29 protein-coding genes are annotated in these 25178 nt (G+C 33.4%); 14 read left to right on the forward strand and 15 right to left on the reverse strand.

The annotated features are described in order from the left end of the window. Positions 1–36 precede the first annotated feature (36 nt). The 7 genes from rplM (at position 37) to G6042_RS12080 (ending at position 5849) form a co-directional block, all read left to right on the forward strand. Positions 37–492, forward strand: coding sequence for a 50S ribosomal protein L13 (gene rplM, locus G6042_RS12050; protein ID WP_169524678.1), 456 nt, complete (start codon positions 37–39; stop codon positions 490–492). Next, positions 492–878: a 30S ribosomal protein S9 gene (gene rpsI / locus G6042_RS12055; RefSeq protein ID WP_169524679.1), complete on the forward strand. Its 387-nt coding sequence runs from the start codon at positions 492–494 to the stop codon at positions 876–878. Before rplM ends, rpsI begins: the two co-directional genes overlap by 1 nt. Before the next feature lie 154 nt (positions 879–1032). Beyond that, the gene (gene rpsB, locus G6042_RS12060) at positions 1033–1818 is read left to right on the forward strand and encodes a 30S ribosomal protein S2 (protein ID WP_169524680.1); all 786 of its coding nucleotides are present in this window, start codon (positions 1033–1035) and stop codon (positions 1816–1818) included. A 117-nt stretch (positions 1819–1935) separates the two neighbouring features. Then, positions 1936–2898: a translation elongation factor Ts gene (gene tsf, locus G6042_RS12065; protein ID WP_169524681.1), complete on the forward strand. Its 963-nt coding sequence runs from the start codon at positions 1936–1938 to the stop codon at positions 2896–2898. Positions 2899–3368: 470 nt separating this feature from the next. Continuing rightward, positions 3369–4028: a hypothetical protein gene (locus G6042_RS12070; RefSeq protein WP_169524682.1), complete on the forward strand. Its 660-nt coding sequence runs from the start codon at positions 3369–3371 to the stop codon at positions 4026–4028. A 133-nt stretch (positions 4029–4161) separates the two neighbouring features. Then, entirely contained in the window at positions 4162–4317 is a 156-nt protein-coding gene (locus G6042_RS12075; RefSeq protein ID WP_169524683.1) for a hypothetical protein, read from the forward strand. A 29-nt stretch (positions 4318–4346) separates the two neighbouring features. Next, positions 4347–5849: a T9SS type A sorting domain-containing protein gene (locus G6042_RS12080; protein ID WP_169524684.1), complete on the forward strand. Its 1503-nt coding sequence runs from the start codon at positions 4347–4349 to the stop codon at positions 5847–5849. 49 nt (positions 5850–5898) lie between these two features. On the opposite strand, the gene G6042_RS12085 is transcribed toward G6042_RS12080, so the two are convergent. Further along, positions 5899–8013 (reverse strand): M3 family metallopeptidase, encoded by a 2115-nt coding sequence (locus G6042_RS12085; protein ID WP_169524685.1) that lies wholly within the window; start codon positions 8011–8013, stop codon positions 5899–5901. Between the two features lie 95 nt (positions 8014–8108). On the opposite strand from G6042_RS12085, the gene G6042_RS12090 reads away from it, so the two are divergent. Further along, a complete protein-coding gene (locus G6042_RS12090; protein WP_169524686.1) occupies positions 8109–8759 on the forward strand; it encodes a queuosine precursor transporter in 651 nt (216 codons plus the stop codon). Next, complete coding sequence (locus G6042_RS12095; RefSeq protein WP_169524687.1) at positions 8749–9309, forward strand: DNA-3-methyladenine glycosylase I; 561 nt, start codon at positions 8749–8751, stop codon at positions 9307–9309. The genes G6042_RS12090 and G6042_RS12095 overlap by 11 nt, the downstream gene beginning before the upstream one ends. 102 nt (positions 9310–9411) lie before the next feature. Here G6042_RS12095 and aat read toward each other — a convergent pair whose 3' ends face one another. The 4 genes from aat to G6042_RS12115 all read right to left on the reverse strand — a co-directional run bounded on the left by aat (position 9412) and on the right by G6042_RS12115 (position 11684). Further along, positions 9412–10053, reverse strand: coding sequence for a leucyl/phenylalanyl-tRNA--protein transferase (gene aat, locus G6042_RS12100; RefSeq protein ID WP_169524688.1), 642 nt, complete (start codon positions 10051–10053; stop codon positions 9412–9414). Positions 10054–10210: 157 nt separating this feature from the next. Then, positions 10211–10582 carry a DUF3127 domain-containing protein gene (locus tag G6042_RS12105; RefSeq protein WP_169524689.1) on the reverse strand — a complete coding sequence of 124 codons (372 nt, stop codon included), beginning with the start codon at positions 10580–10582 and terminating at the stop codon, positions 10211–10213. 2 nt (positions 10583–10584) lie between these two features. Further along, a complete protein-coding gene (locus G6042_RS12110) occupies positions 10585–11460 on the reverse strand; it encodes a flavin reductase family protein (RefSeq protein WP_169524690.1) in 876 nt (291 codons plus the stop codon). Between the two features lie 53 nt (positions 11461–11513). Continuing rightward, positions 11514–11684 carry a hypothetical protein gene (locus tag G6042_RS12115; protein WP_169524691.1) on the reverse strand — a complete coding sequence of 57 codons (171 nt, stop codon included), beginning with the start codon at positions 11682–11684 and terminating at the stop codon, positions 11514–11516. Between the two features lie 39 nt (positions 11685–11723). Here G6042_RS12115 and G6042_RS12120 point away from each other — a divergent pair, with 39 nt between their 5' ends. Continuing rightward, positions 11724–12869: a sensor histidine kinase gene (locus G6042_RS12120; protein ID WP_169524692.1), complete on the forward strand. Its 1146-nt coding sequence runs from the start codon at positions 11724–11726 to the stop codon at positions 12867–12869. A 32-nt stretch (positions 12870–12901) separates the two neighbouring features. Here G6042_RS12120 and G6042_RS12125 read toward each other — a convergent pair whose 3' ends face one another. Then, a complete protein-coding gene (locus G6042_RS12125) occupies positions 12902–13291 on the reverse strand; it encodes an HIT family protein (protein WP_169524693.1) in 390 nt (129 codons plus the stop codon). A gap of 2 nt (positions 13292–13293) precedes the next feature. After that, the gene (gene greA, locus G6042_RS12130; protein ID WP_169524738.1) at positions 13294–13770 is read right to left on the reverse strand and encodes a transcription elongation factor GreA; all 477 of its coding nucleotides are present in this window, start codon (positions 13768–13770) and stop codon (positions 13294–13296) included. Positions 13771–13928: 158 nt separating this feature from the next. On the opposite strand from greA, the gene G6042_RS12135 reads away from it, so the two are divergent. Continuing rightward, on the forward strand, positions 13929–14345 hold the full coding sequence (locus tag G6042_RS12135) for a Rieske (2Fe-2S) protein (RefSeq protein WP_169524694.1): 417 nt from the start codon (positions 13929–13931) through the stop codon (positions 14343–14345). Between the two features lie 44 nt (positions 14346–14389). On the opposite strand, the gene G6042_RS12140 is transcribed toward G6042_RS12135, so the two are convergent. The 6 genes from G6042_RS12140 to G6042_RS12165 all read right to left on the reverse strand — a co-directional run bounded on the left by G6042_RS12140 (position 14390) and on the right by G6042_RS12165 (position 20800). Further along, a complete protein-coding gene (locus G6042_RS12140) occupies positions 14390–16585 on the reverse strand; it encodes a TonB-dependent receptor (protein ID WP_169524695.1) in 2196 nt (731 codons plus the stop codon). 243 nt (positions 16586–16828) lie between these two features. Beyond that, complete coding sequence (arfB, locus tag G6042_RS12145; protein ID WP_169524696.1) at positions 16829–17230, reverse strand: alternative ribosome rescue aminoacyl-tRNA hydrolase ArfB; 402 nt, start codon at positions 17228–17230, stop codon at positions 16829–16831. Beyond that, complete coding sequence (locus G6042_RS12150) at positions 17220–18821, reverse strand: DUF4301 family protein (protein WP_169524697.1); 1602 nt, start codon at positions 18819–18821, stop codon at positions 17220–17222. The genes arfB and G6042_RS12150 overlap by 11 nt, the downstream gene beginning before the upstream one ends. Continuing rightward, positions 18788–19405 (reverse strand): nicotinamide riboside transporter PnuC, encoded by a 618-nt coding sequence (gene pnuC, locus G6042_RS12155; RefSeq protein WP_169524698.1) that lies wholly within the window; start codon positions 19403–19405, stop codon positions 18788–18790. Before pnuC ends, G6042_RS12150 begins: the two co-directional genes overlap by 34 nt. Then, complete coding sequence (locus tag G6042_RS12160) at positions 19402–20160, reverse strand: geranylgeranylglyceryl/heptaprenylglyceryl phosphate synthase (RefSeq protein ID WP_169524699.1); 759 nt, start codon at positions 20158–20160, stop codon at positions 19402–19404. Before G6042_RS12160 ends, pnuC begins: the two co-directional genes overlap by 4 nt. 7 nt (positions 20161–20167) lie before the next feature. Further along, a complete protein-coding gene (locus tag G6042_RS12165) occupies positions 20168–20800 on the reverse strand; it encodes a 4'-phosphopantetheinyl transferase family protein (protein WP_169524700.1) in 633 nt (210 codons plus the stop codon). Between the two features lie 137 nt (positions 20801–20937). Between G6042_RS12165 and ahcY the strand changes: the two genes are divergently transcribed. Then, a complete protein-coding gene (gene ahcY / locus G6042_RS12170) occupies positions 20938–22254 on the forward strand; it encodes an adenosylhomocysteinase (protein ID WP_169524701.1) in 1317 nt (438 codons plus the stop codon). Positions 22255–22502: 248 nt separating this feature from the next. Then, entirely contained in the window at positions 22503–22856 is a 354-nt protein-coding gene (locus G6042_RS12175; protein ID WP_169524702.1) for a hypothetical protein, read from the forward strand. Between the two features lie 114 nt (positions 22857–22970). Here the strand turns inward: G6042_RS12175 and rpmA are convergent, their stop codons facing one another. Both rpmA and rplU read right to left on the reverse strand, forming a co-directional pair. After that, positions 22971–23231, reverse strand: coding sequence for a 50S ribosomal protein L27 (rpmA, locus tag G6042_RS12180; RefSeq protein ID WP_169524703.1), 261 nt, complete (start codon positions 23229–23231; stop codon positions 22971–22973). Between the two features lie 24 nt (positions 23232–23255). Beyond that, positions 23256–23615 carry a 50S ribosomal protein L21 gene (rplU, locus tag G6042_RS12185; RefSeq protein ID WP_169524704.1) on the reverse strand — a complete coding sequence of 120 codons (360 nt, stop codon included), beginning with the start codon at positions 23613–23615 and terminating at the stop codon, positions 23256–23258. 224 nt (positions 23616–23839) lie between these two features. Between rplU and G6042_RS12190 the strand changes: the two genes are divergently transcribed. Further along, positions 23840–25165, forward strand: a complete 1326-nt coding sequence (locus G6042_RS12190) for a M16 family metallopeptidase (RefSeq protein ID WP_169524705.1) — start codon at positions 23840–23842, stop codon at positions 25163–25165. The last annotated feature ends 13 nt before the right edge of the window (positions 25166–25178 follow it).

Raw genomic sequence — 25178 nt, forward strand, 5'->3', positions numbered from 1 at the left:
AATTGGGAATGGAATGTTTAATTAAAATAAATTATTGTGAACACATTAAGCTACAAGACAGTTTCAGCAAACAAAGCTACTGCAGACAAGCAGTGGGTTGTTGTAGACGCTGAAGGTCATAACTTAGGTCGTTTAGCTTCAAAAGTTGCGATGCTTTTGAGAGGTAAATACAAGCCAAGTTATACACCGCACGTTGATTGTGGAGATAACGTAATTGTTATCAACGCAGAAAAAATCAACCTAACTGGAAACAAGTTAGATGACAAAACGTACATCAGACACACAGGTTATCCAGGAGGACAAAGAAGCTTATCTGCAAAAGTAATGCAACAAAAAAACCCTGCATTATTAGTAGAGAAAGCTGTAAAAGGAATGTTACCTAAAAACAAATTAGGTGCTGAATTATTCCGCAATTTAAATGTAAACGTTGGTTCAGAGCACAAACATGCAGCTCAACAACCAAAAACCGTAAACCTTAACGACTTAAAGTAATGGGAGTTATTCACAAAATCGGTAGAAGAAAATGTGCAGTTGCACGTGTTTATGTTTCTGAAGGAACAGGAAAAATTACCGTAAACAAAAGAGAATTTAACAACTACTTCCCAACAGCTACTTTACAGTACAAAGTATTGCAACCAATGTCTATGACAAACAATGCAGAAAACTTTGATGTAAAAGTAAATGTATATGGTGGTGGTTCTACAGGACAAGCTGAAGCTGTAAGAATGGCAATCGCTCGCGCAATGTGTGAAGTTGAAGCTGAAAACAGAGCTATCCTAAAACCAGAAGGATTACTAACAAGAGATCCAAGAATGGTTGAACGTAAAAAATTCGGTCAGAAAAAAGCACGTAAGAGATTCCAATTCTCAAAACGTTAATATTCAGATTTTTTTACAAATTAAAATTGAAATTAATAAAGTTGCCGATATTCTTTTTGACGAAAAAGGAATTAGTTTAGCATCTAAATTTTCAAGACGAACGAAAGTAACTACTTGAAAATTGCTATAACAACGGAACGTAAACTATTACACAATGGCAAACAAAATTGAAGTTAAAGATTTATTAGAAGCAGGTGTTCACTTTGGACACATGACTCGTAAATGGGATCCAAATATGGCTCCATACATTTATATGGAAAGAAATGGTATTCATATCATCAATCTATATAAAACTGCAGCTAAAATTGAAGAAGCTAACGAAGCTTTGAAAAAAATTGCTGCATCGGGTAGAAAAGTACTTTTCGTAGCTACCAAAAAACAAGCAAAAGACATCGTAGCTGAAAAAGCTGCAGCTTGTAACATGCCTTACATCACTGAAAGATGGCCAGGTGGAATGTTGACTAACTTTGTTACTATCCGTAAAGCTGTTAAAAAAATGGCTTCTATCGATAAAATGAAGAAAGACGGAACATTCATGACACTTTCTAAAAAAGAAAGATTACAAGTTGATCGTCTACGTGCTAAATTAGAGAAGAACTTAGGTTCTATCGCTGACATGTCTAGATTACCTGCTGCATTATTCGTAGTAGATATCAAAGCTGAACACATCGCAGTAAAAGAAGCACAAAAATTAAACATTCCAGTTTTCGCAATGGTTGATACTAACTCTGATCCACGTGAAGTAGATTACGTTATCCCAGCCAATGATGATGCTTCAAAATCAATTGATAAAATTTTATCTTTAGTTACTGATGCTGTAAAAGACGGATTAGCAAACAGAACTTCTGACAAAGAAGTTGATGCTCCAGAAGTTGAAACAGCTGTTGCTGAAGTTGCTGCTCCAGAAGTAGAAGCTACAGAAACTAAATCTGAAGAATAAATCAACAACATAATTACGAATTATGAGTTTCGAATTGCGTTGTTTTGGCGTAATTTTTAATTCGTAATTCGTAATTTTTTTTAAAGAATTTTTTAATCTTAAAATATAAAAAACAAAATGGCAACAATTACTGCTGCAGACGTAAATAAATTAAGACAATCTACAGGTGCCGGAATGATGGACTGTAAAAAAGCTTTAGTTGAAGCTGATGGAGATTTCGATAAAGCAATACAAATCCTTAGAGAAAAAGGACAAAAAGTTGCTGCTAATCGTTCTGACCGTGAGTCTTCTGAAGGTGCTGCTGTTTCTTTTGTTAATGCAGACAATACAAAAGGAGCTATCATTACTTTAAACTGTGAAACAGATTTCGTAGGTAAAAACGAAGCTTTCGTAACTTTAGCTAAAGATTTAGTAGAAAGAGCAATCAACTTCTCTTCTAAAGAAGAATTTTTAGCATCAGATTTCAACGGAATTACGGTTGCTGAAAAATTAATCGAGCAAACTGGTGTTATCGGTGAAAAAATCGAAATCGGTGGTTTTGAAATCTTAGAAGGTGCATTCGTTGGATCTTATGTTCACGTGAACAAAATTGCTGCTTTAACAGCTATTTCTGCTAAAGTTGACAACGCTGAAACATTAACAAAAGATATCTCTATGCAAGTTGCTTCAATGGGAGCTGACACATTATCTTACAAAGATTTTGATCCTGCTTTCGTTGCCTCAGAACTTGCTGCTCGTATTGCTGTAATCGAAAAAGAAAACGAAGAAGCTGCACGTTTAGGAAAAACATTGAAAAACGTTCCTAAATACATCTCTTTCTCTCAATTAACTCCAGAAGTTATCAAACAAGCAGAAGAAGATGCAAAAGCTGAATTAAAAGCAGAAGGTAAACCAGAGGCAATTTGGGACAAAATCCTTCCAGGAAAAGTAGCTCGTTTTATTTCTGACAATACTACTTTAGATCAAGAAAAAGCATTATTAGATCAAAACTTCATCAAAGATGACAGTAAAAAAGTAGCTGATTATGTTAAAGGATTTAATGTAGAAATCACTGGTTTCAAACGTGTTTCTTTAGGATAATATAGTATCAAATTTTAGATAGTAACCTCGTTTCTTAATTGAAACGAGGTTTTTTGTTTTTTGGAGCAACAGGTTTATGCTTTTTGCTATATTTTTTTGCATAACCCTAATTGGATACAGAATTACCCCGATAGGATACTTTGTTATTGTTATAGGATACTTGATTACTCCAGTTGGATATTTAGTTCATACGGATGGAAGCTTTATCTTTTTAGTAATATTGTGTTTTGATGTAATAGGATGGATTTTTACCCCAATGAAATGCTTATTTACCCTAACTTGATGAGCAGTTTATGGGGTATTATTTACTATAACTCTTATGAAATTGAATAATTGTATGTTGATGTTTCACTTTTTTTTGGTTAAAAATTTGTTAATGTAGTATTTTTCAGTTTTTTTGGCATTTGGTTTGTAATTTGATTGATAGCAAGATGTTGCTAAGTATTATTTCCAATCAAAAAATTATTATTATGAATGCAAATGTTAAAATTGAAGAGATTGCACCATTGGGAGATTTTGTTTTAACGAGTTATACTCGTGATTTTGGAGCAATAGAGAGTAAGTTTCCAAAACTAAATGCTGATTTTAAGGCAGAATTTGAAGCTAAATTGGCTCTTGTTAAAGATTTAGAGAGTAGTTTAGTTTTGACTGAACAGCAAAAAGGTGTTACTGCGAGTTTGTATGCCGAGGCAAATGAGCTTAGTAAAGAGTTGAATTTTTTGAAGGTTTATGTTAAGGATGCTGGTTTGAATTTTGGTGTTGTTTTACCCTTGAAACAGGACTTGCAGAATGGTAATATTGAAGGAGCTTTGCTAAAAATGGAAGCTGTTAAACAGTTTGTAGTTACTCATAAAACTGCATTAATGGAAGAAGGTATGCCTGCTGAATTTGATGTTGTATTAGCCAATTATAAATTGAGTATGACAACAAAAAATAATTTGCAAAATGAGATTTTGAATAATAGAAAGCAATTGACTGAGGTGAATAAAGTTCATTATGAAGAGTTGAAGTCTATGATTAAGAAAATTTGCAGTAAGGGTAAATTAGTTTTTACAAAAACTGTTTATGAGGATGAATATGTAGTGACGAAGGTAGCTCAACGAATGCGTGCTGCAAAACGTACAGCATAATGATTTTGTGATTTAGATTTTAAAAGGTTTGCGATAGCAAGCCTTTTTTTTTAATTTTAAGTTAAATTTTTTTATATAAAATATTGTTATAAATTGTCAATGTTTTATTACTAACTACATAACTTATTATCTTATGAAACAAGCAAACAACGTTCAATGGATTTTTAATACCATTACTTTTTTATTAATCATGTTGTTGTCTAATGACATCAATAGCCAAGAACAGCTTGACAAACAACTATTAACGGAACTTATTTTATTAAGTTTACTGATAGTTCAAAAACTGTAACCAAAGTGGTAGTAATAAAAAAATAAACTATGAAAAATATATTTTTCTTATTATTTGCTAGTAGCTGTTTTCCCCAAGCAGGTTCCTATGACACTACTTTTGGCAGTAACGGCAAATCAACTCATTGTCTAGAGGAATGGCAAACGTATAATAATATGGATGCCGATTTTCAATCTACTGGCAAAATAATTAGTTACAGTACAAACTACAGTGCCGTAGGAGCTAGTTTAGTTCGGTGGAATACTAACGGTAGTTTAGATACTACTTTTGGGGTTAATGGATTTATAAATTTTATGCAATCGGGTGTATTTATAAATGGCGGACACCTACCTTTCGATATGGTAATTCAACCTGATGATAAAATTATCATTATGGGGACGCAACAAAATGATGTTTATTATAATTCCTTCTGGGTAGCCCGACTACTCCCCAATGGAGAATTGGATACCAGTTTTAATGGCACTGGTTATAAAGATGTTCTTTTTGGAACGACACAAGGTGGTGGCACGTGTGTTGCATTACAACCCGATGGAAAGATACTTCTTGGAGGTTCATCGGGTAATACAGCCGACTTGTTTGCCGTGGCACGATTGAATAGTGATGGTTCTTTTGATACCGATTTTGGCATAAATGGTAAAACACAAATTGCGTTTAATGGTACTGAAAGCTTTATACAGAGTATGGCACTGCAAGCTGATGGTAAAATAGTTTTGGGTGGTTATACCGTTGCACCTACTAAAGATTTTGCTTTAGCAAGGATAAACAGCAACGGAACATTAGATACCACTTTTGGTACCAACGGAAAAATGATAACTACACTCAGTACTACACATGGAGATGTTATTACTGATTTAATTATAGAACCTGATGGTAAAATTGTAGCTGGAGGCATTTATTCTTATGAGTTTAACTCAAGAGTGTGTTTGGTTCGTTATACTTCTAGTGGTAGCATAGATAACAGTTTTGGAACAAATGGGATTTTTATTAATGCCAATTATTACAGTCGAAATTGTAGTTTGGCCCGTCAGCTTGATGGTAAATTCGTTTCAGCCAGTGGTTGGGATGGAACTTATTTTATAGTAGCTCGGTATAATAATAATGGAACTCTTGATACTGCTTTTGGAGATACTGGTTATGTAAATGCTTTTTATGGTTATGCAGCTAAAATACTTTTACAATCTGATGATAAAATAGTTGTTACTGGCACAATATTTAATTCTGACGATCAAGTGTGTACTGCCATAATTCGTTTGAATCCTGGAACATTAAGTGTTGAGGAATTTGAGGATGAAGAAGTGGTTGTTTATCCTAATCCAAGTAACGGAATATTTCAGTTGACTTTTAATGAAGCTTTTTCTGAAAAAATTGAATACTCGGTTTATGATGTATTGGGTAAAATAATAGTAGAGAAAGAGAATTCAAACGACTTAGATGCAACTGAAGTAAATCTTGAGAATTATCCTGCCGGAATTTATTTGCTTCGTATGAAAATAGGCGAGGTTGTGGTAAACAAAAAGCTTTTGAAAAATTAAACACAAAACAAAACCCCAATTCAATCAGAATTGGGGTTTTGTTTGATATTTACCTCGTAACTCTAAAATTCCTTGCTCGCATCAATGCATCGCTTGTTGCAGCTTTTCCGCGGTATTTTTTATAGGCAATTTCAGGATCAATTGTATTTCCTATGCTGAAAACATTTTCCAATAAACGTTTGGAAACTTCTTTGTCATATAATCCGCCTTTAGATTCTGTGAAAGCTTCGGTTGCATCGGCACTAATAACATCTGCCCATAAATAACCATAATATCCAGCGGCATAATCATCGCCTGAAAAAATATGTCCAAACTGCGGAATTCGGTGACGCATTACAATTTCCGAAGGCATTTTTAGCTCAGATAACGTTGTTTTCTCAAAATCTCTTGGATCAATTTCAGGATTTTCTAATAAATGTAATTTCATGTCAACCAAAGCGCTCGAAATGGTTTCTACGGTCGAAAAGCCTTCGTTGAACGTTGCTGCATCTTCAATTCGTTTTACTAAAGTCATTGGCATTGGTTCTTTCGTTTGATAATGCAAAGCAAATTTATTCAACACTTCTGGCGTTGATAACCAACGTTCCAAAATTTGCGATGGAAATTCAACATAATCTCTTGGCGTATTTGTTCCCGATAAACTTGGATAGGTAACATCCGAACACAATCCATGTAACGCGTGACCAAATTCATGGAAAAGTGTCGAAGCATCATCCCACGAAATCAGGATTGGTTCGTTGTCATTTCCTTTGATGAAATTACAATTATTGGAAACCAATGTTAAAACTTCGCCATCAACTCGGCTTTGTTCTCTATAAGCTGTCATCCAAGCGCCAGAACGTTTCCCTTTTCGTGCATAAGGATCAAAATAGAATAACCCAACCGTTTTTCCAGAATTTTTACGTGAAACTTCCCAAACGCGAACGTCTTGATGAAAAACAGGAACATTATTTACTTGTTTGAAATTCAAATTGAAAACTTCGCCAGCAACCCAAAACATTCCTTCGCGGAGTTTTTCTAACTGCAAATAAGGTTTGATTTGATTAGCATCGACATCATATTTTTCTTTGCGAACTTTTTCGGCATAATAGCGATAATCCCAAGGTGCAATTTTAAATTTTCCGCCTTCGACTTCAACCATTTTTTGCATTTCGGCTACATCTTCATGTGCTTTTGCCACAGCTGGTTGCCAAACGGATAGCATCAATTCCATTGTTTTTTCAGGATTTTGTGCCATCGTATTAGACAAACTCCAATCGGCAAAGGTTTTAAAACCTAACAATTTTGCCTTTTGAGCACGAAGCTTTAATATCTGAACTAGAATAGCATTGTTGTTGTTTTCGTTGGAATTATCGCCACGTTTTACAAAAATGTCAAATGCTTTTTCGCGCAAATCTCTTCGGGATGAAAACGTCAAAAATGGTTCAATCGATGAACGCGTGTTGGCAATGCAACCTTTTACTTCTAGTTTTCTTTCTTTGGCTTCGGCAATTGCCGCATTTTTTAATTCGGCTGGTAAACCTTCAAAATCGGCTTCGGTTTTTAATTCCAAATAATAATTGCTTTCATCGGCTAATTGATTTTGACTAAACTTGGTAAAAAGTGATGCCAATTCCTGATTGATTTTGGCAACTTTGGCTTTGCTTTCCGCAGATGCTTTTGCGCCTTCGCGAACAAAATTGGCATAATGATACCAAACCAAACGTTGTTGTTCGCCAGTTAATTTACTTTTATCTTTTGAGTTGTAAATGGTTTCTATTCGCTCAAACAACTTTTTGTTTTGGTAAATTTTACTGTTCAATTCTGAAAACAATGGCGTAACTTCTACTTCGATGGGTTCAAATTCGGGCGTATTCAAATTGGAACTGTAGATGTCAAAAACAGCTTTTGCCTGACTTAATTTTTTTCCTGCTTTTTCCATGGCAACGATGGTGTTTTCAAATGTAGCAGGTTTTGGATTGTTGGCAATTGTGTTGTATTCGTCTAGTTTTTCTTGAATTGCAATTTTTATTGCGGGTTTTAAATCAGAGATTTTATATTCGTTAAAGGCTGGAACGCCACCATAATTTCCGGTCCAGTTTTTTAATAACGGGTTTTGATTGTTCTGTGCTTCGGCAGTAATAATTGGAATACTCATAAGCAAGGTTGCTATTATTTTTTTCATGATTTGATTAATTTTCTCAAAAATACGAAAATAGAATTGTAATTGAATGCAAGTTAATAACTCGTAATTAGCTATTTTTGAGAAAAGAAATTATCATGTTCACTAGAAGAAAAGATACCGTTTATATTATCCTTGCTGGGATTTTTATTACCAATGCAATAGTTGCTGAACTTACTGGCGGAAAGCTAATTGACGTTTTTGGCGTTCCAATGAGTATCGGGATTTTACCTTGGCCAATTGTTTTTGTAACCACCGATTTAATCAATGAGTATTTTGGTGAAAAAGGAGTGAAGCGATTATCACTGATTACTGCAGGATTGATCGCTTATACCTTTTTTGTGCTGTATTTTGCCATAAAAATTCCTTCTACCGGGATTAGTTCGGTAACGAGTGAGCAATTCAAATCGGTTTTTGGGCAAAGTCAGTTGATAATTGTTGGAAGTATTGCGGCATTTTTAGTATCGCAGTTGATTGATGTTACCATTTTTCATTTGGTAAAGAAACGAACAGGCAATAAAATGATTTGGCTTAGAAGTACAGGTTCAACGGTAATTTCGCAGTTTTTTGATAGTTTTATCGTTCTAGGAATTGCGTTTTATCTGCCAGGAATTATGGATTTTAAAACCTATATAATTTCGGGATTAACAGGTTATTCCGTTAAATTAGTCATTGCGATTTTAATGACGCCAATGATTTATTTAGGACATTATGTAATACAAAAATACATTTCAAAAGATGGAAAATAGAGTTCGATGTGCTTGGTGTGAAAAAGATGATTTATATAGAGATTATCACGATAACGAATGGGGAAATCCAGTTTATGACGACGAAACCATTTTTGAATTTCTAGTTTTAGAAACGTTTCAAGCTGGTTTAAGTTGGTACACGATTTTGAAGAAAAGAGAAAACTTCAGAAAAGCATTTGACAATTTTAATTATAAAAAAATCGTAAAATACGACAAAGATAAAATTCAAGAATTGCTTCAAGACGAAGGTATAATTAGAAATAAACTGAAAGTTCGCGGAACGGTTTCTAACGCCATTGCTTTTATGAAAGTTCAGGAAGAATTTGGTAGTTTTTCAAAATACATTTGGGGTTTTACAGGCGGAAAACCAATTGACAATCAACCCAAAGTATTGCGAGATATTCAAGCAACTTCTGCGATTTCGGATGCATTAAGTAAAGATTTAAAAAAACGCGGATTTAAATTTGTAGGTTCAACCGTTGTTTACGCACACATGCAAGCAACAGGAATGGTGAATGACCATGTGGAAACGTGCTGGAAAAGGAAGTAGTTTTTCCAAAAAATTTGACCACTAAGTTCACTATGAAAGCTCAAAGAACACTACGTAATTGTGTACTTTTTGATAAACTTCGTGTACTTTGTGGTTGGACAATCAAACAGTAGATTTCAAAACCCTCATAAAAGTATCTCTCGAAATTTCAAAAGCACCTAATTTTTCCAAATGATCGTTATGAACTTGACAATCAAGTAACAAGTAATTGTTTTCTTTTAAGTGTTTTATCAAAGTTACAAACGCAATTTTACTAGCATTTGATACTTTGGAAAACATGCTTTCACCACAAAAAACATGTCCTAAATCAACGCCATACAAACCGCCAACTAATTCGCTATTTTGCCAAACTTCAACCGATTTGGCAATTCCCATTTCGTGTAATTTGGTATAAGAAGCAATGATATCTTCAGAAATCCATGTATCATCTTGACCTTTTCGTTCAATTTGTTGGCAATTGCGGATAACCTCAGCGAAATTTTGATTAAAAGTAACTTTAAATTTATTCTGATTGAGAAGATTTCGGATGCTTTTTGATACTTTATACATTTGAGGCACAACAACCATTCGTTCTGTTGGCGACCACCAAAGTATCGGTTCATCATCATTAAACCAAGGAAAAATACCATTTTGATACGCTAACAAAAGTCTTTCTATTGACAAATCACCACCAATAGCCAAAACACCTTCATAGGAAGCTTCGTCAACAGGCGGAAAATAAAGTTCTTTGGTTAAAAAATACATTTTTCAATTTCAAAAATCAACTACAAAATTCAACTTCAAAAATCATCTCGTCCTAAAAGACGAGATAAAAATCAACTACAAACTCAATTGTAATGAAAAAGCCAGAAATTCAAGTATTACTTAAACTTCTGACTTCTAACTTTTGACTTCTAACTTATTAAAAAGGTAAATCGTCGTGTTCTTCTTCTTTAAAATCGGTTGCTGGAGCAAAAGCTTCTGCTGGTGGCATTGCCGGCATTGCTGCTGGTTGTTCTGCTTGAAGTCTTTCAATTCTCCAACCTTGAATATCGTTAAAATATTTAGTTTCTCCTTGTGGATTAACCCATTCTCTTCCTCTAAGATTGATAGAAACTTTTACCGCTTCACCTACATTATAGTTGTTTAACAAATCACATTTATCTTGTACAAAATTAATACTGATAAACTGTGGATATTGCTCTTCTGTAGCCACAACCAATTCTCTTTTTCTAAAGCTAGCACTCACTTGTTGCTCAGCATTTATTACTTTAATTTTTCCGGTAACTTCCATAATTATAATTTAGCTAAAAGTACTTTCCATGCCGAAAGCACATCATTATTATTCAAATATTCTTTTGCTTTTAACTGAATTTTTTGCTCATCATCTGAACTTAAAACACCTTTTACCGCAAAATTTTGTTGTACAAATATAGCAATTTCTTCTTCGGTTGGCAACGCTTCTACATTTCCTAATTTTCCCAAATCATTCCCGTCAAAAATAGGACTATTTTTAATAAAATCAGGAATAGCATCAACGCCAATTCCAAGCGTAACCAAAGGTTTTTCTACTTCAAATAATCCTTGATTGGAACGCGAATACCAATTGCCACCAAGACGCGAAACCAAATCAATTTTATTTTGGTCAATTGTTCCTTTCTCGTCCAAAACCGCTTCATTGACATGAATTTTTACGACTTCACAAATAATCAAATTTCCCGCACCACCTTGATTTCCCAAAGCAATAATTTCGTTGACCTTGCATTCAAATTGTACTGGACTTTCTGCAACACGATACGGTTTTACCATATCCGAAGGCAACATTGTCAATCCCGATTTTACAAATTCGTTCACACCATCAGGATATTCCGTACTCGAAAGCGACATTTGTTGCACAATATCATAATTTACCACATTAATTACTACTTGTTTTGTAGCCTGACAGTTTTCCAAAGTGTGTTTCGTTGTGTTATTTCTCACGCGTCGAGCTGGCGAAAAAACCAAAATCGGCGGATTAGAACTAAAAACATTAAAAAAACTAAACGGCGACAAATTAGGTTTCCCATTTTCATCCATCGTGCTGGCAAAAGCAATTGGTCTTGGCGCTACAGCACTTTGCAAATAACCTTGTAGTTGCGCTGGCGACAGTGTATGTGGTTCAAAAGAAAGCATGATTTTTTATTTTTTCAAAAATACAATTTTAATTCATTATTGTCAATCTCAATTTAGTTGAGATTTGGAGCAAAAGGTTTGGGAATTCTTGTTGTCCATTTTCCTGCTATTCGTTTCAATCTTTTTATTATTTTGTCACATCGAGCGCAGTCGAGATGCTTATTTTCAAAATAATAAAAAGGATTTTCACTTCTATCAGGGCTAAAAGAATAAACGTATTGCATTTTTACCACTTTTGGCTATATTTATAAAAAAAATTTTCAATGCAGTTTTCCGAAAAAAGAACAACCATTCGCTGGATAATTATCATAACATCATTTGTTATCGTAAGTTTAATTCTTTGGAACACGTATTCCTTTTTTCAAATCTTTAAAAGCGAAGAACGTGTAAAAATGGAACAATGGGCTTTGGCTCAAAAAGCATTCAAAGAAGCTGGATTGGATGATGATGTAACGTTGCCGTTTCAAATAATTTCGACAGCAACAATTCCTATTATTCAAACTACAAACAATGATTCAATTATCAACACTACCAATATTGATGAAGAAATTGTAAAAGATAAAAACAAACTAAATCAATTGTTTCAAAGTCTTAAAAATCAAAACGAACCCATCGTTACCCAAGATGAAAAAGGACGAGATAATTACCTTTACTACAGCGACTCGCCTTTGTTGAACAAATTAAAGTATTACCCAATTGCACTTTTGTTGATAATTTTTCTTTTTGCCACAGTAGTTTACAACTTCTATCGAAGTACAAAAATGGCAACCCAAAACAAACTTTGGGCAGGAATGGCAAAAGAAACCGCACATCAAATCGGAACACCATTATCATCTTTAATCGGTTGGCTCGAAATCATGAAAGCCGATAATGTTGATGAAACTACGGTTTCCGAAATAGAAAAAGACATCAATAGACTTCAAACCATAACGGATAGATTTTCAAAAATTGGCTCAGAACCAATTCTAGAAAATCGTAACATTATTGAAGAAACCGAACAATCTTTTGACTATTTAAAATCTCGTTTTTCAAATCAAGTTACCTTTTCATTCAAAGCACCCGAAAAAGTTTTGATGGTTTCATTAAACCCAATATTACACAGTTGGACCGTTGAAAATTTAGTCAAAAATGCTATCGATGCAATGAAAGGTCGAGGAAAACTAGCCGTTGAAATTATAGAAGAAAATAATTTGGTAAAAATCTTAGTCACCGATTCTGGAAAAGGAATTCCAAAAAATCAATTCAAAAAAGTTTTCGAACCCGGATTTACAACCAAAAAACGCGGTTGGGGTTTAGGTTTGTCATTAACAAAAAGAATTGTGGAAGAATACCACAAAGGAAAAATTAAAGTCCTAAATTCTGAAATCAATAAAGGAACAACTATGCAAGTTTCTTACAGAAAAACATAAAAGAAAACGCCTCATCTATTGAGGCGTTTTCTTTATAAATTATTCTGAATGGCTTCGGCGAGTGCTTCAAATTCTTCTTTGGTAAGTGAAACCTTTCGCTGAAAACGCATATCATCCATGTCTTGCAACGGAATTAAATGTACATGAGTATGTGGAACTTCAAGTCCAACAACGGCAACACCAATTCGTTTGCATTCAACGGTTTTTTCTAACGCTTTTGCAATTTTTCTTGAAAATTTCATTAATCCAAGATAATGTTCTTCTTCCATGTCAAAAATCTTGTTGATTTCTTCCTTCGGAATACAAAGCGTATGACCTTTTGCATTTGGGTTTACATCCAAAAATGCCAAATAATTTTCATCTTCAGCTATTTTGTAACATGGAATTTCTCCGTTTACTATTTTGGTGAAAATACTAGCCATAATTAGTCTCTAGAAATTTCTAATATCTCAAAATTCAATTTTCCATTTGGTACCGTAATTTCAGCGATTTCACCAACTGATTTTCCTAACAATCCTTTTCCGATAGGAGAAGTTACTGATATTTTTCCAGTTTTTAAATCGGCTTCGCTTTCAGCAACCAATGTATATTTCATTTCCATACCATTTGCCTGATTTTTGATTTTTACATTAGATAAAACCAAAACTTTAGAAATATCTAGCTGCGACTCGTCAATTAAACGTGCATTAGCATATAAATCTTCCATTTTAGAAATACGCATTTCTAAAAGCCCTTGAGCTTCTTTAGCCGCGTCATATTCGGCATTTTCAGACAAATCGCCTTTATCTCTTGCTTCTGCAATTGCTTGTGATGCTTTTGGTCTTTCAACGCTTTTTAAATGTTCTAATTCGTCTTTTAATTTCTTTAATCCTTCTGCTGTGTAATACGATATGCTCATAATTTCCTCATTTGTATAAATAGAAAAAATCCCATCGCAACGGGATTTCTTTTTGCAAAGATACTATTTTTGATTTATTTTAAATTTGTTTCACTCAATAGTGTTTGCCAAAGTTAAATAATTTATTTTTGTTTGTCGAATATTTAGAACTAAAAATTTAGATGAAAAAAATTATTGCTATACTATTGTTTATGGGATTAATTTTAAGCTGCGATTCTGGAACGGTTAACTACAGAAATCCTTACTTGCCTAATTATCCTGTGGATTTATTTATCAACTTGAGTTTGCCTCAGTATTCTAATCTTAATTTTCCAGGAAATTATGTTGTGGATTATTCTCAAGGCATTCGTGGAATTGTTATTTACAACACTGGAAGCGGTTATACAGCTTTTGATATTGCTTGTCCTAATCAGGATTTGACTTCGTGTTCTACGATGACTATTGCAGGCACTAATGCTGTTTGTCCTTGCGATGACGCTGAATATAGTTTGTTTACTGGAATTGCTGGAGGAAAAGATTATCCTATGAAACCGTATCGAGTTTTGGTAAATGGAAGTTCTCTAAACGTAAGAAATTAAAAAAAATCCCGTATCAATTAAACGATACGGGATTTTATTTTTTTTTAGAATTTCAAAGTAATTCCGGCTAAGAAATTAATTCCAGCTTGTGGAAAAAATCCTGCACCTTCAATAGTTGAAATGGTTCCAGGATTACTAAAATCGTCATCATAGGTGTAGAAATAACCATTGGATTCATATTCTAAATTGAACAAGTTATTTACTAATGCCGAAAAAACCATCGATTTTAAACCTTTATTGATTTTCCATTCATAAGAAACATTCAAATCGCTCACAAAATAGGCGTCTAATTTTGAATTGTCTGAATCGATATTTCCCATATATTGTTCGCTCACAAATTTTGATAATAGCGAAATTTGAAAATCTTTTATTGGCAAAAAGGTAATTCGGTTTCCGGCAACAATATTTGGCGAAAAAGCAATATCAGTATTTCCTAAATTTTGTAAAACACCATCTCGCTGAAAGTAGAAATCACGGTTTTTGTTTTGGCTCAAAGTAACATTTGGGTTCCAAATTAATTTATCGGTTATAGCAATTACCGATTCAACTTCTAAACCAATTCGATAACTTTTTCCGCTATTGGTAAAAATCGGTGAACCAACATCGTTCAAAGCACCAGTTAAAACCAATTGATCTTGGTAATTCATATAAAATGCATTGGCAGAAATTTTCACTTTTTGCGTGTTGTATTTCCAACCCAATTCATAGTCAAACAAACGTTCTGGTTTAATTGCACCAGCTTCATAATCATCGCGTCTAGGTTCTTTATTGGCAATTCCGAAATAACCATAAAATGAATTTTTATCATTCAATTGATAATTCAAACCAGCTTTTGGATTAAAAAATCGAAACGTATCGTTTACATCATCAAAACGGAAACTTGTTGCTTGATAATTTACCATTCGATACTGCAAATCGGCAAAGAAATTAAGTTTTCCAAATTGCTGTGAAGCTTTTGCATAAACATTTATGTCGTCTTTGTTTCCAAAATTATCATAATAACGATTAGAATTTGGCACATAATATTGCGTCCAAACTACTTCTCCAAAATGATCTCCTAAATAACGATTTGCTGCTCCGCCAAATAGAATATCAGTTTTAGCAGTTTTATAATTCAAAGAAAAAGTAGCGCCAAAAAAATCGTTATCTAACCATCTTTTTCTAACCAAATCCGATTCCGCATTTCCTTGAGAATTTGGTAAAAAATAATCGGCTAAGGTTTCGTCTTCTTTGTATTGTTCAAAATAACCTTTCCCTTTGGTATAATGCAACGCAGCATTTGAAATCCATTTTTCGGACCATTTTTCGGACCAATGCAACTGAAAATGATTTTGCCAATAATTATCGGTTTCATTATCATAAAACTTCATGTTTCCATTTTCGTCAAAATACATTCCGGCAACGTTAAACGTTCTGTCATTTTTCAACTTTTCTGGATCTTCAATACCATACCAAGCTTGATAGGTTTTTTGTTTTCCGCCAAAAGCAATTGCTTTAATCAACGTCGTTTCGGTTACATAATTTCCATTGAAAAAATAGCCAAACATGCTAGATGAAGCTCTATCGATAAATCCATCAGAAGCAACATTTGACAATCGTGCATTCAATTCAAAATTGTTATGCAAACCCGTTCCAAAGGCCAAAGTGTGTTTTCGTGTTCCAAAACTTCCAACAGAATTTGAAATTTCAGCAAATGCTTTCTCCTGATACGACTTTGTTTGCATGTTTAAACTTGCACCAAAAGCTCCAGCACCATTCGTAGAAGTTCCAACTCCGCGTTGCAACTGAATACTTTCTAGCGACGAAGCAAAATCGGGTAAATTAACAAAAAATGTTCCTTGACTTTCGCTGTCATTAAACGGAATTCCGTTGAGCGTAACGTTAATTCTAGAACCATCAGCTCCACGAACTCTCATGTAAGTGTAACCAACTCCATTTCCTGCATCGGTTGTAGAAACTACAGATGGCAAATAATTCAGTAAAACCGGAATGTCTTGCCCTAAATTTCGTGGCGCAATTTCTTCCTTAGAAAGATTGGAATGTGTAATTGGATTTCTGCCTTTTGCTCTAACCGAAGAAACCGTTACTTCGTTAAGCTGATTGACTTTTGTTGTGTCTTTTACTTTTTCCTGTGAAAAAGAGAGAAAAGAAAAGAGAGAAAAAGTAAATGCCGAAATCAAACGAAATTTTTGACTTTTGCTTTTTGCTTTTTGTCTTTTGTAATTGAAAAGATATTCCATTCGTAAAAATGTTACGAATAAAAAGAGGTAATTATTCTTTGTTAAAAAATAAAAATGTTTGTTTCCTGCGACAAAGTCAGCGTGCACTCTGTTTTGTCACTTTTCCCTAAACAGCATTACCTGTTCTAGGTTCATTGGGTATAATCTCAGCTTGTAATTTAAAGCACCCCTTTTTGAGACGAGGCAAAGATAAATAAAGTATCAAGATTAGAGTATTAAGAATTAAGATTTTTTTTCTTGATACTAAATATCTGGTCTTTTCCTGTTCTGTTTTACTTCAGAATTAGTTTTTTTATCCTTAATTCGCTTTTCAACAACCGATTTTGGTACTGAAGTTGGCTTTCTTTTCTTTGGAACAACCAAAGCTTTTTTTAGCATTTCCAAAAAACGCTTGGTTACAATTTCTTTATTTTTGAGTTGGCTTCGGTCTTCATCGCAGTTTAAAATCAAAATGTTTTCCGAAGTTAATTTGGTTGCCAATTTTTCAGAAATAAGCATTTTTTGCTCGTCGGAAAGTGCTTGAGAAGCATTCAAATCAAAAGTCAAAACCACTTTTGACGAAACTTTGTTTACGTTTTGTCCGCCAGCACCGGAACTTCTAACGGCTTTGTATTGCAATTCAGTTAAAAGTAAATCAGTTTTCATATTGCGGTTGATGTGCCGGTTTTAATAAATCGTTTACTGTTTTCACCGGATTGAATGTTACGAGCGGAACTTCTACAAAAACAGTTATCCATTTTGCCATTGCACCATTCCAAAGTCCAGGTAATTCGTATCCTTTTAATTCTTTTCCTTTGTTGTTTTTTTGCACAATAAATCCGGAGGTATGATCGACGAATTGTGTTAAATCAAATTTATTTCCATGATAATCTTTGGTTGCGCAAACTAAATCCACTGGATTAAAATGAGTTGCTTTGGATAAAATTTCGTTTTGAACAAAATCGTTTGTATCAACTTGAGAACTTTCTACAATTTGGAGAGACAAATTACCTTTAGCATTTCTTACCCAAAATGGTCCGCCGCCAGGTTCACCTTCATTTTTTACCATTCCACAAACACGAATTGGTCGGTTTAATTTGGTTTTAATGAACTCGATTTTGTGCTCAAATGTAAACTTCTGAAAATCATCTCTTACTTTAATGTTCAGTTTTGATTTCATAAAATCAACAACAGTTTCCACTTCGTTTTCTTGAAATTCTTGTTTTTCGATGGCATTCAAAATGGCAAAAATTTGCTCTTGAAATTCGAGTAAAATTCCAGCCAAACCTTTTTTATACAAAGTAATTTCTTTGATATGATTTTGGATTACATTGTCAATATTTTTGATAAAAATAACATCAGCATCAAGCGAATTTAGGTTGTTTATCAATGCGCCATGTCCACCAGGACGAAAAACTAATTGTCCATTTTCATTACGAAATGGTTGGTTTTTTAAATCAACAGCAATCGTATCCGTTGATTTATGCTGATAAGAATAACTCACATTCAAAGTGGTTTCAGTTCTATTTTCTACTTTTTCTTTTACATTATCTACAATTTCACGAAATAAGGCTTCATGATTTTCTGAAACGGTAAAATGAAGATGAGAAACGCCATTTGACGTAGCATAAAAAGCACATTCATTCAGGTGTTCTTCCACTGGAGTTGCAATGTGTGATTGATATTTATGAAAATCCAAAACACCTTTGGGTTTATTTGCAAAATCAAAATGTTCACTTGAAAGCATTGTTTTAATGAAATAATAACTTTTTTCGTGACTTTCTAGCGAATAATAATTGGGAACCAAAGATTTAACCTTTGATTTTATTTCTTCAAAAAAAGGAAATTTTTCAATTCCGGCTAAAAAAGTGGGAAGGTTTTTGTCTTTTTTTCGGTTGATGTATGCGTTTATGGTTTCATTTTCATGATCAAAATCATTAAGAAATTCATTCAAAAATTTGAACATTCGACTGGCTGCACCCGAAGCTGGAACGAATTTTTTCAACTTTAACGTTGATTTTTTTTCGTCAAAAAATACTGATTTTGAATTGAATTCGTCTTCAGAAAGTTTTAAAATTCCGTCGTCAATTTTTGCTGGACGATACAAATACATTTTTGGAATTCCAGTTTGGAAAATAGCGAGTTCTGCCTCAATTTTACTCAAATCAATTCCATGTTTGTTAATTTGATTAAAATCGGCTTCGGTAAATCCGTATGTGTTGACTAATTTGTCTTTTGTTGTAAAATTTTCTTCCATTCTAAATAACCATAAATGGCGATAATTGTGAAAAATACATATTGAATACTCGTGAAAGTATATCCTTTAGCAAAATACATTGGGATAGAAATGATATCACCAATTATCCATAAAATCCAGTTTTCTATCTTTCGTCTTGCCATTAACCACATTCCAACGAAAAATATTCCTGTTACAAATGTATCAATATAGGATGTCCAATGTGTTAATTTATCAAAAAAGATATAAACCGAAATGACTAATGCTATACTTGCAAGAAATAGCAACATTCCTTTTTTTATTTCGGATGAAGCAATTTTTGAAATGGGAAATTCATCTACTTTGCCTTTTTTTCTTGTCCAAATATACCAACCATAAATGCTCATGATTACGTAGTAAAAATTAATCATCATGTCACCAAGCAATGACCATTTCCAAAGTAAAAACACATAAATTGCCGTATTGATAATTCCTGTTGGAAACACCAAAATGTTATTTTTTTTGGCAAACCAAACACTGAATAGTCCGAATAAAATTGCGGTTAATTCTAAGGCAATTTCAAGCGCTGGATAATTTTTATATTGGGAAAAAAGGAAATCTATCATTTTTTTTGCACTTCGACTGCGCTCAGTGTGACATTATGTTGATTATCAAAAAAGTTTATGTCATTTTCAAAAGCTGTTCCAATAACAACCATATCTGCGCCAGCAAGAAAAGCGTCGTCAATAGCTTTTTTGGAACGAATTCCGCCACCAACAATCAACGGCACAGAAATTCTACTAGAAACTTCTGAAATCATTTCCAAAGGAACGGCATTTTTTGCGCCACTTCCAGCTTCGAGGTAAATTAATTTATTGCCAATAAATTCGCCCGCTTTAGCCGTTTGTGTAACATATTCGATATTATTTTTACTCAAAGGTTTGGTTTTACTAACGCGTTCTACGGCAGTTTCGTTTCCACTTTCAATTAAAATATAACCCGTTGAAATTACTTCCAAAGTTGTTTTTTCTAAAATTGGAACGGCTTCAACTTGATGTTCAATTAAATAATCAGGATTTCGTCCAGAAAGTAATTGCAGAAACAAAATCCCATGAGCTTCTGAAGAAATTTGCGATGGATTTCCAGGAAAAAGTAAAATAGGAAGTTTAGTATTTTTTTTTAACTGGACGATAATTTCGTCTAAATGATTACCTTCAAATGAGCTTCCGCCAACTAAAATATGTGTTGCTGGCGATTGATTTATTTTTTCTGCCAAAGTTGAAATGGTTTCCAGTGCAACTTTATCGGGATCGATTAAAATTGCCAGAAGTTTTTCTGACTTGGCTTTTGAAATTCGTATTTCGTTGTAAATGTTTGTCATTTTTTAGTTATTCGTTTTTTTCGAAAGCACAAACAAAAACATAGTCTTCGATAAAATCAAAAACTACATCGAAATATTCTGTTTTGTTGTTAAACTTCAATTTGGCAACTGCTTTTTTATCTTCCAAGTTAAATTCTTTTTCAAAAATATGTAGCGGAAAACTAATTCCAGGTTTGTTTTTAATTTTAAAAACACTTTCTTTAATTCCCCAAATTACGGTAGCTTTTCTCATTTTTTCTTCATGCGATAAGTTTTCCAAATGAAAAATTTCCATAAATCTTGGAGCAATTTTTAAGGTTTTCTCTTTTAATAATTCTAAATCAGCACCAATCACTTCATCACTAATCACGATAACCGAAAATTCATGCGAATGAGAAATGGTGATATGTTTTCCATCATTCAAATGTGGTTTTCCAAATTCATCATAATACAAATCAAAATCAGTATATCCAGCCGACATCAGCAACTTTCGAACGCTCAAAAAGCCTTTTTGATGACTTTCGGATTTCATTGTTTCTAATCGTGCCAACGAAACATCTTTCAAAGCAACACTCCGAAAAAGTTCGTCCCAGGTTTCGGATATTTTCCAAACCCAAAGTTTTGTTGTCTTGTTTAATTCTTTGATTGTAAGTAATGGCATGACAGTGTTGAAATTATCTATTTGTTTTTCAAAAGATTAAAGGATTAAACATTTCACAAATTTTGAAAATAAATTATTAAATTAAAAACCTATGTTGTAATTTTGCATCAAATTTTATAAAACAAATATACAAATAGATGAGTACACAAACATTACCATTTGTAGCTTACAAAGTTAAAGACATTAACTTGGCAGCTTGGGGAAGAAAAGAAATTGAATTAGCTGAAGCTGAAATGCCAGGATTAATGGCTTTAAGAGCTGAATATGGCGCAACTCAACCGTTGAAAGGTGCGAGAATTGCAGGTTGTCTTCACATGACTATTCAGACTGCTGTTTTAATTGAAACTTTAATTGCTCTTGGTGCAGAAGTTACTTGGTCATCTTGTAATATTTTCTCAACTCAAGATCAAGCTGCTGCTGCAATCGCTGCTGCTGGAATTCAAGTGTATGCTTGGAAAGGTTTAAATGAAGAAGAATTTGACTGGTGTATCGAACAAACGTTATTCTTTGGTGAAGACAGAAAACCATTGAACATGATTTTGGATGATGGTGGTGATTTGACTAACATGGTTTTTGACCGTTACCCAGAATTAATTCCTGGTATTAAAGGTTTGTCTGAAGAAACTACAACTGGTGTTCACCGTTTATATGAAAGAATGAAAAACGGAACTTTGTTCATGCCGGCAATTAACGTAAACGATTCAGTTACTAAATCAAAATTTGACAACAAATATGGTTGTAAAGAATCGGCTGTTGATGCTATCAGAAGAGCAACTGATGTTATGTTAGCTGGAAAAAGAGTTGTAGTTTGTGGTTATGGTGACGTTGGAAAAGGAACTGCGGCTTCTTTCCGTGGCGCTGGTTCTATTGTAACTGTAACTGAAATCGATCCAATTTGTGCTTTACAAGCTGCAATGGATGGTTTTGAAGTGAAAAAATTAGACACTGTTGTTGGAAATGCAGATATTATCATTACCACAACAGGAAATAAAGATATTGTTGTAGGAAGACATTTTGAAGCGATGAAAGATAAAACTATCGTTTGTAATATTGGTCACTTTGACAATGAAATTGATATGGCTTGGTTAAACAAAAACCACGGTTCAACAAAAATCGAAATCAAACCTCAAGTTGATAAATACAACGTAAACGGAAAAGACATCATCATTTTGGCTGAAGGTCGTTTAGTAAACTTAGGTTGTGCAACTGGTCATCCAAGTTTTGTAATGAGTAATTCATTTACAAACCAAACTTTGGCACAAATTGAATTATGGAATAATTCGGCTAACTATAAAAATGAAGTATACATGTTGCCTAAACATTTAGATGAAAAAGTGGCTGCTTTACACTTGGCTAAACTTGGTGTTGAATTAGAAACTTTAAATGATGAACAAGCTGCTTATATTGGAGTAGAAGTTCAAGGTCCATTTAAACCAGAATATTACAGATATTAATATTTTAGCATAAAAATATTAAATCAAAAACCCTTGCAATTGCAAGGGTTTTTTGTTGGCTGAAATAAAAGAAAAATCCTAATTTATCCCCGATTGTAACGGAAATCCTCGCAGAGATTGAAGTGGAAAGCGGGAAAATGGTTTTCAAGGAATTAATAATCTTTCGATTTTTATATGTTTTTTTGTAACTTTGAATAATTGGCACATATTTTGTTTGGTTAATTTTAACATTTAAAAACTATAAAAAAATGAAAAAAGTATTTTTGACTATGGCAGCTGTAGCGATGATTTTTGCTACATCTTGTAAAAAAGAAACAACAGAAACAACTCCAGAAGAAGTGGTTACAACTGTTGAAAACGAAGTTTCTGAAGGTGCTGATGCGCTAGAAGCAAGTTATAACGAAGCAGTTGCTAAGCTTGAAGAAGCTAAGAAAAACGGCGATGCAGCAGCTGAAAAACTAGCTCAAGAAGCAGTTGATAAAGCAAAATCGGCTTGGGAAGCAGCAAAAGCTTCAACAGAAGAAGCAGCAAATGATGTAAAAGAAGGTGTTGAAAACGCTGCTGGTGATGTAAAACAAGAGTTGAAAAAAGCAACTGAATAATTTTAATAAGCTTAAAACAAAAATCTCTTAGTTTAAGAAACTAATTTAGAATTTTTAAACAAAAAACCCGTTCGCCTTGGCGAACGGGTTTTGTATTTTAATAAGAGTTTGTTCTTATGCTTCGAATGGAATTACAGAAACAAATGATTTGTTGTCACCTTTTTTCTGAAATTTCACTACTCCATCAACTTTTGCATGTAAAGTATGATCTTTACCCATGTAAACGTTTTCACCTGGATTGTGTTTAGAACCTCTTTGTCTAACGATGATATTACCAGCAATTGCAGCTTGACCACCATAAATCTTAACGCCTAAACGTTTCGATTCTGATTCTCTACCATTCTTAGAACTACCGACACCTTTCTTGTGAGCCATGACGTTTTAGTTTTTAAATGTTAATTATTCTTCTGTAGCTTCAGCTTTTTTTGCTGCTTTCTTTTTTGGAGCACTTCCGTTGATACCTTCAATCACGATTTGAGTTAGGTATTGTCTGTGTCCATTTCTTTTTTTGTAACCTTTTCTTCTTTTCTTTTTGAAAACGATTACTTTGTCTCCTTTTAAGTGTTGTAACACTTTGGCTTCTACTGAAGCACCTTCTATAGCTGGGGCGCCAAGAGTAACGTTTCCATTATCGTCTAATAAAAGAACTTTTTCAAAAGATACTTTTGAACCTTCTTCATTAGCTAAACGGTGAACATAAACTTTTTGGTCTTTGCTTACTTTAAATTGTTGCCCTGCTATCTCTACGATTGCGTACATAACAATAATGTTTAATTAATTTTAAATTCCGACTTTTCGGGATGCAAATATACAACTAATTCTTTTACACGCAACTGAATGCTTAAAAAAGATTTTTTCCTAGTAAAAATAAGACTTTATGTAAGTTTTAATTTTTTGAACCAGAATAAAAAAGTACTTTTGTGTAACAAAATGGTAAGTTGGCTTACTAACTAAACTATCAACGAAAAAAATTTCAATTTTTTATGAAAAAATCATTAATTGCTTTAAGTTCAATACTTATGTTTGGCGGAGTTGCTTCTGCTCAAAAGGTTGCTTTTGAAGAATATGACTTAGACAACGGATTGCATGTAATTTTACACAATGACCAATCTGCTCCAGTCGTTATTACTTCGGTTATGTATCATGTAGGTTCAAAAGACGAAAATCCAGAAAGAACAGGTTTTGCTCACTTTTTTGAACACCTATTATTTGAAGGTACTGAAAATATTAAAAGAGGTGAATGGTTTAAAATTGTAACTGCTAATGGTGGTACAAATAACGCTAATACTTCAGAAGATAGAACCTATTATTTTGAAGTTTTCCCTTCAAACAGCTTAGAAGTTGGTCTTTGGATGGAATCAGAAAGATTAATGCATCCAGTGATTAACCAAATTGGTGTTGATACTCAAAATGAAGTAGTTAAAGAAGAAAAAAGACTTCGTGTGGATAATCAACCTTATGGAAGCATAATTGCTGAGGTAAAGAAAAATATGTTTAAAGTTCATCCTTATCGTTGGGCGCCAATTGGTTCTATGGAACATCTTGATGCAGCAACATTGGAAGAATTTCAAGCGTTCAATAAAAAATTCTATACACCAAATAATGCAGTTCTTGTAGTTGCTGGTCAATTAGATATTGCACAAACTAAAGCTTGGATACAAAAATACTTTGGCTCAATTCCAAGAGGTGAAAAAGTTAAAAAACAAACATTTGTTGAAGAACCAATCACCGAAACAATTAGAGCAAAATATGAAGATCCAAACATTCAGAAACCGATGGTGGTTGCTTCATACAGAACACCGTCAATGAAAACTCGTGATGCTAGAGTTTTAGATATGATTTCAACAATTTTAAGCGATGGTAAAAGTTCTCGTTTATACAAAAAAATAGTTGACGACAAGAAAATGGCGTTACAAGTTGGAGCTTTCAACTACAGTCAAGAAGATTATGGTCAATACATTCTTTATGGAATGCCACAAGGTGATGCAACTTCGGAGGATTTAATTAAAGAAATTGATGAAGAAATTGTAAAACTTCAAAACGAATTAATCTCTGAAAAAGATTTCCAAAAACTTCAAAACATCTACGAAAACAACTATGTAAACAGTAATTCAAGTGTTGAAGGTGTTGCAGAAAACTTAGCTTCTTTTTATTTATTATATGGTGATGTAAATTTAATCAATACTGAAATTGAAATTTACCGTTCGATTACAAGAGAAGAAATTAGAAACATCGCTAAAAAATATCTAAATCCAAATCAAAGATTAATTTTAGACTATGTTCCAGGTAAAGACAAAGCTCAAAACTAAGACATCAATTATT

It is taken from the genome of Flavobacterium solisilvae (assembly GCF_012911605.1).
Taxonomy (GTDB): Bacteria; Bacteroidota; Bacteroidia; order Flavobacteriales; family Flavobacteriaceae; genus Flavobacterium; species Flavobacterium solisilvae.